This window comes from Cellulomonas sp., assembly GCF_036279715.1.
Lineage (GTDB): Bacteria > Actinomycetota > Actinomycetes > Actinomycetales > Cellulomonadaceae > Cellulomonas_A.
Window position 1 is genome coordinate 1 of the sequence record NZ_DASUIR010000098.1, and the last position, 11,016, is coordinate 11,016.

Consider the following 11,016-nt stretch of genomic DNA (forward strand, 5'->3'; position numbering starts at 1 on the left):
GGGGCTCATGGTCTGCTCCAGTTCGGCGAGGACGAGATGCGTCCGGGTCCCGGCCCGGCGGGTGCCGGAGCGGTTCCGTCCAGGGACCGGGCCCCGGACGCTGTCGTGCGGTGGTGCTGTGCTGTCAGGCCTGCGCCTTGGCGATGAACGAGACGGCGTCGCCGACGGTCACGAGGTTCTTGACCTCGTCGTCGGGGATCCGCACGTCGAACTTCTCCTCGGCCAGGGTCACGATCGTCATCATCGACAGGGAGTCGATGTCGAGGTCGTCGGTGAAGGACTTCTCGGGCAGGACGGAGTCGGTCGGCAGCCCCGTCTCCTCGCTGACGATCTCGGCCAGTCCGGCCAGGATCTCCTGCTCGCTGTTCGCCATCGGTGTCTCCTTGGTGTAGGTGGTGCTGGGTCGATGAACCGTACTGCTCGTGGTCACCGGACGCTGTGGGCGTCCGGCGCCGGGTGGGGATCCGGTCAGGGCAGGACGACGACTTGGGCCGCGTACACGAGGCCGGCGCCGAACCCGATCTGCAGCGCGAGGTCGCCCGACTTCACGGCGCCCTCCTGCAGCAGTCGATCGGTCGCGAGCGGGATGGACGCGGACGAGGTGTTGCCGGTGTCGGCGATGTCACGGCCGATGACGACGGACGCCGGCAGGTGCAGCTGCTTGGCCATCTGGTCGATGATCCGCATGTTGGCCTGGTGGGGGACGAAGGCCTGGATCTGGTCGGCCGTGACGCCGGCCGCGTCGAGCGCCTGCTGGGCGATCTTGGGCATCTCGAAGGCAGCCCACTTGAAGACCGACTGGCCGTCCTGGCGCAGTGTCGGCCAGCCGAGCTCCGGGTTGTCGCGCAGCTCCATCCACCCGTGCGTCTGGCCCACGGCCTTGGCGCGCGACCCGTCGGAGCCCCAGATGGTCGGGCCGATGCCCGGGAAGTCCGACGGACCGACGACGGCCGCGCCCGCGCCGTCACCGAGCAGGAAGGAGATCGAGCGGTCGGTCGGGTCGATGAACTCGCTCATCTTCTCCGCGCCGATCACCAGGACGTGGCGTGCGGCTCCCGAGCGGACGAGCGCGTCGGCCTGGCCGATGCCGTAGCAGTAGCCTGCGCACGCGGCCGAGATGTCGTACGCGGCCGCGGGCGTCGCCCCGAGGCGGTCGGCGAGGACCGCCGCCCCGGCGGGCGTCTGCTCGAAGTAGGTGACGGTCGACAGGATGACCGCGTCGATGTCGGCGCCCGTGAGACCGGCCGCGGCGATCGCCTGCCGGCCAGCGGCCTCGGAGAGGTCGAGGACGTCGACGTCCGCACCGGCCCGTCGCCGGGTGATGATGCCCGTGCGCTGCTGGATCCATTCGTCGGACGAGTTGATCGGGCCCGCGATGTCGTCGTTGGTCACGACGTTCTCGCCTCGGGCGGCGCCGATCCCCAGGATCCGGGAGTGCGCGGCGCCGATGGCCTGGGTGAGGGTCGGTCGGGTCACAGGGTGCTCTCCTGGCTGCGCGGGGTCCCATGGCGGGCGATCAGGTCTCGGGCGGCGTCGACGTCGGACGGTGACTTCACCGCGACCGTCTCCACCCCGGGCAGGCTACGCCGGGCCAGCCCGGCGAGCACCCCGCCCGGCGCGAGCTCGAGCATCCCCGTGACGCCGAGTGCCGCGAACGTCTCCTGGCACAGGTCCCACCGGACCGGGGCGACGATCTGCTGGGCGAGCCGGCGCAGCACGTCGACGCCCGAGCCGGTCCCGCCGGGGCCACCGGAGTACGCGCGGCCGTCAGCGTTGGAGAGCAGCGGCAGGCTCGGGTCGTGCGCACGCTGAGCGGCCGCGACGGGGGCGAACGCGTCGAGGGCCGACTGCATGAAGGGGGTGTGGAAGGCCCCGGCAACCTGCAGGGGGATCACGCGGGCCCGCGCGGGCGGGTTCGCCGCGAACTGTTCGAGGCTCGCCAGGTCGCCTGCTGCGACGACCTGGCCGCCGCCGTTGACGTTCGCGGGCCGCAGACCTGCTGCGTCGATCGCGGCGAGGACCTCCTGGGCGTCGCCGCCGACGACGGCGCACATCCCCGTCGCCACGGCCCGGGCCGCCTCAGCCATGGCCGCGGCGCGTGCCGTCACGAGCGCGACTGCCTCGTCGTCGGACAGAACCCCCGCGACGGCGACCGCCGTGAACTCGCCGACGGAGTGCCCGGCGGTCACGGCTGCGACGTGGGCCGCAGAGCGCTCGCCGAGGATCACGCGCAGGGCGATCAGCGACGTCGACACGATCAGGGGCTGCGCGACGGCCGTGTCGCGGATCGTGTCGGCGTCGGAGGTCGTGCCGTGCGCGGCGAGGTCGACGCCCGAGGCGCTCGAGAAGCCCGAGAGCCTCTCGACCACGCCCGGGAGCTCGAGCCAGGGTGCGAGCATGCCGGGTGACTGGGAGCCCTGACCGGGGCAGACGATGGCGAGCACGCGTCCACTGTGCCAGGCGGACGCCCGGTGGCCGAAGCGGGCTCGCACGAACCTTCTGCGAGCCCGTTGTCGCTAACCGACAAGAACGGGCCGACTCAGGTGTCCTCGCCGAGACGCCCGATCGCGAGTGCCGTCTGCAGGACGTAGGCCTCACGCGGGTCGAGCGGGTCCCATCCCGTCACGTCGGCGACGCGGCGCAGGCGGTATCGGACGGTGTTGGGGTGCACGTAGAGCACCCGCGCTGCGGCCTCGAGCGAACGGCCCGCTCCCAGGTAGGCGGTCAAGGTCTCGAGCAGCGAGCCGGTGCTCGCTGCGAGCGGCACGTAGGCCTGCGCGACAAGGGCGCGTCGAGCCGTCACGTCGCCGACCAGCACGCGCTCGGGCAGCAGGTCGTCGGCCTGGACCGGACGCGGCGCCTCGGCCCACGCGGGCGCTGCCACGAGCCCGGCGAGGGCGGCACGCGCGGACCGGGCCGCGTCGGCCAGGTGACCCGCAGGCGGCCCGATCACGACAGGACCCGGCCCGAAGCGGGGGAGCAGGGAGAGCGCACCCGCCTGCAGGTCGCCGTCGCCGCCGAGGAACACCACGAGGCGGTCTCCGAGGATCCCGACCAGCGCGTCGTCGGCCGCCCGCTGCGTCGCCCGGCGCAGGTCGGCCGCCCGCACGTCGTCGAGGGGTGTCGATGTGGTGCCCACCATGACCAGCGTCGAGCCTCGACCGCTCCACCCGAGTGCCGCCACGCGCGACCGCACCGAGTCGTCGACCTCACCCCGGACGAGGGCGTCGACCACCAGAGCCTCGAGCCGCGCGTCCCACGCGCCCCGGACCTCGGCGTCCCGCGCGTACACCTCGGCAGCCGAGAAGGCGACCTCGCGCGAGTACCGAAGGACCGCCTCGCGCAGGTCTCGCTCGCCGCCCGGCGCCGCGAGCTGGTCGCTGTGCGTCTCGACGACGTCGACGACGACCCGCACGAGCTGGAGGGTGTGCTGCAGCGAGATCGACCGGGTCAGCTCGGGGGGCGCGGCCGCGAAGATCTCGCCCACACCGTGGGGTGGCGTCGACGGGTCCGAGAACCAGCTGACGAACGCGTTGATGCCCGCCTGTGCGACGAGCCCGACCCACGAGCGGTCCTCGGCTGGCAGCGCGCGGTACCACGCGAGGTCCTCGTCGAGCCTCCGCATGGCCGCGGCGGCGAGCAGGCCGTTGCCGTCGCGCACCCGCCGGAGCGTCTCGGTCCCGGTCGGTGACCCTGCGGCCCGCACCGACCGCGCGCCGGAGGGCTCGGCCGGCGCGGCCGGATCGACGGCGGGCGTGCGCCGATCTGTCGCGCGGGCGGCGTGCTCTCGGTCCGTGGCCATGGCGCGAGCATACGGTGAGACTTGTAGGAGGTCGACAAAGGCTGGCGTCCCGTCAGAGCGATTTCTGGCGCTGTTTCGCCGTGGGGCAGGTGCAAAGGCGCAGCAAAGGCTATGGTCGCGTCATGGCCCTTCTGCCCCGACTTCGCCAGCTGATGCGGCGACCGCCGTCTGCATCGAAGGTCGGCGCGCGTCGTCCCTCGACTGCGCCAAGGCGCGGAGACACGCTTCACGAGGACGCTCTGCGATCGGTTCTGAGCGACGACCCCAACAACGAGCGGGCCTTCTCAGCGCTTGCCGAGATCGTCCGTCGACGCGCCGCCGGGACCGGTCCGGACGACGACCCGCTGACGGCCACGCTCGAGGACCCCGAGAAGCAGCGCGCGGCCGACCTGGCCGTCTGGGCCCTGGGTGAGGAGCTCGCCGGCAACCCCCGGGCGTGGTACCCGCTCATCGAGGTCGCCCGACTGTCGGTGCATGACGACCGCGAGGGCATGTTGCGCCGGTTGACCACAGCCGCCGAGCGCGACCCGTCGGGCAAGGCGCTCGTGGTGAGCCTCCAGCTGCTCCGCGAGGTCGGCCTGCCGGTCGAGGCGCTCTCGCTCGGTGTCGGCCACTGGCGTCCGCGTGAGCATGATCCCGAGAACGCCCGCCAGCTCGTCCTCGCCGCGATCGAGGCAGGGCGGACCTTCGACGCCAAGCAGCACCTGGCGGCACTGGACCTGTACCCGGACCAGAAGACCATCAGGCCGCTGCGAGCCGAGCTCGAGCAGGTCATCGCCGCAGCCGAGGCGAACCCCGTCGCGCAATAGCGCCGTAGCGCCGGACCGACCCCGCGCCACCCCCTCGACGAGGGTGGCGCGGAGCGGTCAGCCGATCAGGACTCGCCGCCAGCGTTGCCCGACGTCCCTGCTGTCACGTCGTGCAACCGGTACCGCTCGATCGCCTGCGCCGTCGAGCCCGCCTCGACCTGACCGGCCCGCTCGAGCTCCTGCAGGACCCGGACGGCGGTCGACGGACCGTCGATCTTGAAGTGCCGGCGCACCGCGGGTCGGGTGTCCGAGAAGCCGAAGCCGTCGGCGCCCAGCGTCGCGTACCGGCCCGGGATCCATGCACGCACCTGGTCGGGGACGAGGTGGTCGAAGTCCGTCGTCGCGACGAACGGACCCTCGGCGCCCGCGAGCTTGCGCGTGAGGTAGGCCTCGTGCTGCTCCTCGCCCGGGTGCAGGAACGCCTGGTCGTCGGCACGCAGGCCGTCCCGACGCAGCTCGTTCCAGCTCGTGACCGACCAGACCGCGGCCCGGACCCCCCAGTCCTCGGCGAGCAGGTGCTGGGCCTCGAGCGCCCAGCCGACCGCGACCCCCGACGCGAGGATCTGGGCGCGCGGCCCGTCGCCCTCCGCCGGGGCGAGCAGGTAGATGCCCTTGAGGATGCCCTCGACGTCGACCTCCGCCGGCTCGACGGGCTGAATGATCGGCTCGTTGTAGACCGTGAGGTAGTAGATGACGTCGCGGTCCTGGCCATGGTCGGGCCCGTACATCCGCTCGATCCCGGCGCGCACGATGTGCCGGATCTCGTAGCCGTATGCCGGGTCGTAGTGCACGACGTGGGGCATCGTGCCGGCGAGGAGCGGGGAGTGCCCGTCGGCGTGCTGCAGGCCCTCCCCGGTCAGCGTCGTTCGGCCGGCGGTCGCCCCGACGAGGAAGCCCCGGGTCATCTGGTCGCCCGCCGCCCAGAACTGGTCGCCCGTGCGCTGGAACCCGAACATCGAGTAGTAGAAGTAGAACGGCAGGAGCGGCTGACCGTGCGTCGCGTACGACGTGCCCACGGCCTGGAACGCGGCCGCGGAGCCGGCCTCGTTGATCCCGGTGTGCATGATCTGCCCGGCCTCGGACTCCCGGTAGGAGAGCATGAGGTCGTTGTCGACCGGGACGTAGTGCTGACCCTGCGTGTTGAAGATCTTGGCGCTCGGGAAGATCGCGTCGAGCCCGAACGTCCGGGCCTCGTCGGGGATGATCGGGACGACCCGGTTGCCGAAGTTCTTGTCCTTGACGAGGTCCTTGAACAGGCGCACGAGCGCCATGGTCGTCGCGACCTCCTGGTGCCCCGAGCCCTTGGCGAGCTGGTCGTAGACCTTCTCGTCGGGCAGGGTGACGTCGACGTGCGTCACGCGCCGCTCGGGCAGGTACCCGCCCAGCGCCTTCCGGCGGTCCTTCATGTACTGGATCGCGGGGTCGTCCTCGCCCGGGTGGTAGTACGGCGGGAGGTAGGGGTCCGCGTCGAGCTGCTCGTCCGTGAAGGGGATGTGCAGCGTGTCCCGAAGCGTCTTGAGGTCGGCGCCCTTGATCTTCTTCATCTGGTGCGTCGCGTTGCGACCCGCGAAGCCCGAGCCGAGGCCGTAGCCCTTGATCGTGTGGGCCAGGATGACGGTCGGCTGACCGGTGTGCGCCGACGCCGCGGCGTACGCGGCGTACAGCTTGCGGTAGTCGTGGCCGCCTCGCTTGAGCGCCCAGATCTCGTCGTCGGTCATGTTCGCCACGAGCGCCTTGGTGCGCGGGTCACGGCCGAAGAAGTGCTCGCGGACGTACGCGCCGTCGTTCGCCTTGAACGTCTGGTAGTCGCCGTCGGGCGTGTTGTTCATGAGGTTGACCAGCGCGCGGTCCTTGTCCGCGTTCAGCAGGACGTCCCACTCGCGGCCCCAGATGACCTTGATGACGTTCCAGCCAGCGCCACGGAACTGCGCCTCGAGCTCCTGGATGATCTTGCCGTTGCCGCGCACAGGGCCGTCGAGGCGCTGCAGGTTGCAGTTGACGACGAACGTCAGGTTGTCGAGGCCCTGCTGCGCCGCGAGCTGCAGCATGCCGCGGCTCTCGGGCTCGTCCATCTCGCCGTCGCCGAGGAACGCCCACACGTTCTGCTGGCTCGTGTCCTTGATGCCGCGCAGGTGCAGGTAGCGGTTCGTCCAGGCCTGGTAGATCGCCGACGCCGGGCCGAGGCCCATCGACACCGTGGGGAACTCCCAGAAGGTGGGGGCGAGGCGCGGGTGCGGGTACGACGGCAGACCGCCGCCCGGGTGGGACATCTCCTGGCGGAAGCCGTCGATCTGGTGCTCCGACAGGCGTCCCTCGAGGAACGCGCGGGCGTACATGCCGGGCGACGCGTGGCCCTGGAAGTAGATCTGGTCGCCGCCGCCGGGGTGGTCCTTGCCGCGGAAGAAGTGGTTGAGGCCGACCTCGTAGAGCGTCGACACCGACGCGTACGACGAGATGTGACCGCCGACGCCGATCCCGGGGCGCTGCGCCCGCGTGACCATGACCGCCGAGTTCCAGCGGATCCAGGAGCGGTACCGGCGTTCGATGACCTCGTCGCCGGGGAAGTACGGCTCCTCGTGCACGCCGATCGTGTTCACGTACGGCGTGTTGATCGACGTCGGGACCGTCACGTTGCGCTCCCGCGCCCGCTTGAGCAGGTTCAGCAGCACGTAGCGGGCCCGGGGGCCGCCCTTGTCGTCGATCAAGCCGTCCAGCGAGTCGATCCACTCGCCGGTCTCGGCGGGGTCGATGTCCGGGACCTGGCTGAGAAGACCGTTGATGAGTGGTCCTCTGTCGTCCGTCGAAGCCACGTGCGCTCCTTCGTCTCTCGTGCACCCGCCGGTCGGTCGACCTGGGGGGCAGCTCGGCCCGAGCCGTGCGGCGCTGCACAGGTGCGCGCGCCATCGGGAGCGGGTAGTCGAACCATTCTCTGCCCCTGTGTCGTCGGAAGTCACACCGAGAGGGTCGTGGGCCGACGTGACGTCGGCGACACGCGGGGCGATCCACGCCACGCCGACCCCGTAGAGGTCTTGCCTCGGTGCGACCGGGTGAGGTGGGCTACGGTTTGCGGACATCGACAGATCGCCTGTCCGGGGTGGTCGCGACGGAAGGGAACAGGTCAGCACGTGGCAAGCACCACGGGCGACGCAGCCTCGCAGGCTGTGGTTCGCCTCGGATTCATCTCGGGTCAGGTGGTTCAGGAGTTCGGGTACGACGACGACGTCGACAGCGAGCTGCGTGCCGCCGTCGAGTCGACGACCGGGCACGAGCTCGTCGACGAGGACTACGACGATGTCACCGACGGCGTGATGATCTGGTGGCGAGAGGATGACGGCGATCTCACCGACGCCCTCGTCGACGCCAAGACCGTCCTCGACGACAGCGGCGTGATCTGGGTCCTCACACCGAAGGCAGGTCGCGGCGGTCACATCGACCACGCCGAGATCGAGGAGGCCGCCACGACGGCCGGTCTGCACGCGACGAGCACGTTCTCGATCGCACCGGACTGGTCGGCGACCCGCCTCGGCAACCGCGGCCGCGGCAAGTGACGGTGTCGACCCTGGGCGAGCAGGTCGTCCCGGAGCTCGGGAAGCCGGCGCCGGACTTCGCCTCGGTCGACACGCACGGGACCCCGGTGCGGCTCTCGGAGCTGCGCGGGACGCCCGTCGTCGTGGTCTTCGTGCCGTTCGCGTTCTCGGGGACCTGCACAGGTGAGCTGTGCGCGATCCGCGACAGCATCGAGCTGTTCGACGTCGCCGGGGTTCGCCTGCTGGTGGTCTCGTGCGACGCGACCTACTCGTTGCGCGCGTGGCAGGAGCAGGAGGACTACCCGTTCGACCTGCTCTCCGACTTCTGGCCGCACGGCGAGATCGCGCGAGCCTATGGCGTGTTCGACGACGAGCGGGGCATCGCGATCCGCGGCAGCTTCCTCATCGACGCCGAGGGAGTGCTGCGCTGGGCGCTCGTCAACCCCCGCACACAGGCCCGTGACCTCGAGGCGTACCGCACGGCGCTCGCCCTGCTCTGACGTACGCGCGCCGGTAGTCTGGTTCACCGTCGCAGGGGCCTGTAGCTCAGTTGGTCAGAGCGCCGCGCTTACACCGCGGAGGTCGCCGGTTCGAGCCCGGCCGGGCCCACCCCTCACGGCACTCTTCGACCGTCCTGCGAAAGGCCAACCCGTGCGAGCCACCCTCATCCATGGCCCCTTCGACGTCCGCCTCGAGACGGTCCCCGACCCCCGCATCGTGCTGCCGACGGACGCCGTGGTGCGCGTCGTGGCGGCGTGCGTGTGCGGCTCCGACCTGTGGCCGTACCGCGGGGTCCGGCCCACGACGGCGCCGCACCGCATCGGCCATGAGTTCGTCGGGGTCGTCGAAGAGGTCGGAGCGGACGTCCGTTCCCTGCGTCCCGGCCAGTTCGTGGTCGCGCCGTTCGCCATCAGCGACAACACCTGCGTGCACTGCCGCAACGGCGTCCACACCTCGTGCTCGCAGCTCGGCTGGTGGGGTGAGCCGGACCACGACGGGATCCCCTCCGACGCAGGTCAGGGGGAGTACGTCAGAGTCCCGCTCGCGGACGGCACGCTCGTCGCCACCCCGGACCACCCGGATGCGGCCCTGCTGCCGAGTGTCCTGACCCTGAGCGACGTCATGGGCACCGGCCACCACGCGGCGCTCGCCGGCGGGGTCCGGCCGGGTTCGACCGTCGTCGTCGTCGGCGACGGCGCGGTCGGGCTGTGCGCGGTGCTCGCGGCGCGGCGGCTGGGTGCCGAGCGGATCATCGCGATGTCGCGGCACACGACCCGCCAGGACCTCGCGGTGCGGTTCGGCGCGACCGACGTCGTCGCCGAGCGCGGTGCCGAGGGGGTGGCGCGCGTCATGGACCTGCTCGACGGTGTCGGTGCGGACGCTGCGCTCGAGTGCGTCGGGACGAAGGAGTCGATGCAGCAGGCACTCGACTCAGCACGTCCCGGCGGGCGGGTCGGGTACGTCGGTGTTCCGGCGGGCGGGCCCGAGCTGCCGGTTCAGCAGATGTTCTCCTCGAACGTCGGCGTCCTCGGTGGCGTCGCGCCAGTGCGCGCGTACATCGCCGATCTCATGACCGACGTGTGGTCGGGAGCGATCGAGCCCGGGCTCGTCTTCGACCTCGTCGTCCCGCTCGACGACGTCTCCGAGGCGTACAAGGCCATGGACGAGCGACGCGCGATCAAGTCGATGCTCCTGCCGTAGCCCGGCAGGTAGCGTTCACGGCGTGACGGACCACCGGACAGCAGCGCCCACGCTCGCCGAGGTCGTCGGCGTGCTCGACCGGCTCTACCCGCCCGGCACCGCCGAGTCGTGGGACGCCGTGGGGCTCGTCACGGGCGACCCGGCGCAGCCCGTGCGGCGCGTGCTCTTCGCGGTCGACCCGGTCGACGCCGTGGTCGACGAGGCGGTCGCGTGGGGGGCGGACCTCGTCGTGACCCACCATCCCTTGCTGCTGCGGGGCGTCCACTCGGTCGCAGCGACCACCTTCAAGGGCGCCCTGCTGCACCGCCTGATCCGGTCGGGCATCGGGTTGTACGCCGCTCACACCAACGCCGACGCCGCACCCCGTGGGGTCGCCGAAGCGCTCGCTGCCGCCGTCGGCCTTGTCGATCTCGAGCCGCTCGAGCCGATCGCGGCCGAGGCCCTCGACAAGCACGTCGTGTTCGTGCCGGTCGCCGACGCGGGCCGGCTGGTGGACGCCCTGGCGCTCGCCGGCGCCGGGGCGATCGGCGCGTACGCGCGCTGCGCCTGGACCACGACGGGCGAGGGCACCTTCACGCCGTCCGCGGCGGCCCGGCCGGCCGTGGGGCGATCCGGCGAGATCACCACGGTCGTCGAGGCCCGGGTCGAGATGGTCGCTCCTCGGCGACTGCGCTCCGCCGTCGTGGCGGCGATGCGGGCCGTCCATCCCTACGAGGAGCCGGCGTTCGACGTGCTCGAGCTCGCGCGCTGGGACGGCCCGACGGGGATCGGGCGGGTGGGCCGGCTCGCGGAGCCGACGACGCTGCGCGGGTTCGCCGAGCGGGTCGCCGCCGCGCTGCCCGCGACCGCCCAGGGCGTGCGGTTCGCCGGCGACCCGGACGCTCGGGTCGCGCGCGTCGCGGTCGTCGGCGGGTCGGGCGACTCGCTGTTCGACGCGGTCCGGGCGGTGCATGCGGACGCGTACCTCACAGCCGACCTGCGCCACCACCCCGCGTCCGAGCTGCGCGAGCGCGCCGAGTTCGACGCGGCGCCCGGCCAGCCGAGCCCGCCCTACCTCGTGGACGTCGCGCACTTCGCCTCCGAGTGGCCCTGGCTGCCGCTCGCGGCCGCCGATCTCACGTCGGCGCTCGCGGCCGACGGCACTACGGTGGAGACCCGGATCAGCACCCAGCGCACC

General features: G+C 71.9%; 10 protein-coding genes and 1 tRNA gene. 6 read left to right on the forward strand and 5 right to left on the reverse strand.

Going from position 1 to position 11,016, the window contains the following annotated elements:
• Nucleotides 1–124: 124 nt before the first annotated feature.
• From VFW79_RS09640 to VFW79_RS09655, 4 genes are all read right to left on the reverse strand, one after another.
• A complete protein-coding gene (locus VFW79_RS09640; protein WP_109132165.1) occupies nucleotides 125–373 on the reverse strand; it encodes an acyl carrier protein in 249 nt (82 codons plus the stop codon).
• A gap of 95 nt (nucleotides 374–468) precedes the next feature.
• A complete protein-coding gene (locus tag VFW79_RS09645) occupies nucleotides 469–1,476 on the reverse strand; it encodes a beta-ketoacyl-ACP synthase III (RefSeq protein WP_329677091.1) in 1,008 nt (335 codons plus the stop codon).
• Nucleotides 1,473–2,444: an ACP S-malonyltransferase gene (locus VFW79_RS09650; protein WP_329677092.1), complete on the reverse strand. Its 972-nt coding sequence runs from the start codon at nucleotides 2,442–2,444 to the stop codon at nucleotides 1,473–1,475. The genes VFW79_RS09645 and VFW79_RS09650 overlap by 4 nt, the downstream gene beginning before the upstream one ends.
• Nucleotides 2,445–2,539: 95 nt before the next feature.
• The gene (locus tag VFW79_RS09655; RefSeq protein WP_329677093.1) at nucleotides 2,540–3,802 is read right to left on the reverse strand and encodes a helix-turn-helix domain-containing protein; all 1,263 of its coding nucleotides are present in this window, start codon (nucleotides 3,800–3,802) and stop codon (nucleotides 2,540–2,542) included.
• A gap of 122 nt (nucleotides 3,803–3,924) precedes the next feature.
• On the opposite strand from VFW79_RS09655, the gene VFW79_RS09660 reads away from it, so the two are divergent.
• On the forward strand, nucleotides 3,925–4,611 hold the full coding sequence (locus VFW79_RS09660; RefSeq protein WP_329677094.1) for a hypothetical protein: 687 nt from the start codon (nucleotides 3,925–3,927) through the stop codon (nucleotides 4,609–4,611).
• A gap of 65 nt (nucleotides 4,612–4,676) precedes the next feature.
• Here the strand turns inward: VFW79_RS09660 and aceE are convergent, their stop codons facing one another.
• Nucleotides 4,677–7,421, reverse strand: coding sequence for a pyruvate dehydrogenase (acetyl-transferring), homodimeric type (gene aceE, locus VFW79_RS09665; protein ID WP_329677095.1), 2,745 nt, complete (start codon nucleotides 7,419–7,421; stop codon nucleotides 4,677–4,679).
• A 315-nt stretch (nucleotides 7,422–7,736) separates the two neighbouring features.
• Between aceE and VFW79_RS09670 the strand changes: the two genes are divergently transcribed.
• The 5 genes from VFW79_RS09670 to VFW79_RS09690 form a co-directional block, all read left to right on the forward strand.
• On the forward strand, nucleotides 7,737–8,159 hold the full coding sequence (locus tag VFW79_RS09670; protein WP_329677096.1) for a DUF3052 domain-containing protein: 423 nt from the start codon (nucleotides 7,737–7,739) through the stop codon (nucleotides 8,157–8,159).
• A gap of 2 nt (nucleotides 8,160–8,161) precedes the next feature.
• Nucleotides 8,162–8,638, forward strand: coding sequence for a peroxiredoxin (locus VFW79_RS09675; RefSeq protein ID WP_414647930.1), 477 nt, complete (start codon nucleotides 8,162–8,164; stop codon nucleotides 8,636–8,638).
• A 35-nt stretch (nucleotides 8,639–8,673) separates the two neighbouring features.
• Nucleotides 8,674–8,747 (forward strand) — tRNA-Val (locus tag VFW79_RS09680).
• 42 nt (nucleotides 8,748–8,789) lie between these two features.
• The gene (locus VFW79_RS09685) at nucleotides 8,790–9,839 is read left to right on the forward strand and encodes a zinc-dependent alcohol dehydrogenase family protein (RefSeq protein WP_329677097.1); all 1,050 of its coding nucleotides are present in this window, start codon (nucleotides 8,790–8,792) and stop codon (nucleotides 9,837–9,839) included.
• A gap of 22 nt (nucleotides 9,840–9,861) precedes the next feature.
• A partial coding sequence (locus tag VFW79_RS09690; protein WP_329677098.1) for a Nif3-like dinuclear metal center hexameric protein occupies nucleotides 9,862–11,016 on the forward strand: 1,155 nt, incomplete at its 3' end.

What these genes read in the sequence shown, in the direction of transcription:
- VFW79_RS09640 (WP_109132165.1), bottom strand. Translation starts at nt 373, where the DNA reads ATGGCGAACAGCGAGCAGGAGATCCTGGCCGGACTGGCCGAGATCGTC.
- VFW79_RS09655 (WP_329677093.1), bottom strand. Translation starts at nt 3,802, where the DNA reads ATGGCCACGGACCGAGAGCACGCCGCCCGCGCGACAGATCGGCGCACG.
- VFW79_RS09660 (WP_329677094.1), top strand. Translation starts at nt 3,925, where the DNA reads ATGGCCCTTCTGCCCCGACTTCGCCAGCTGATGCGGCGACCGCCGTCT.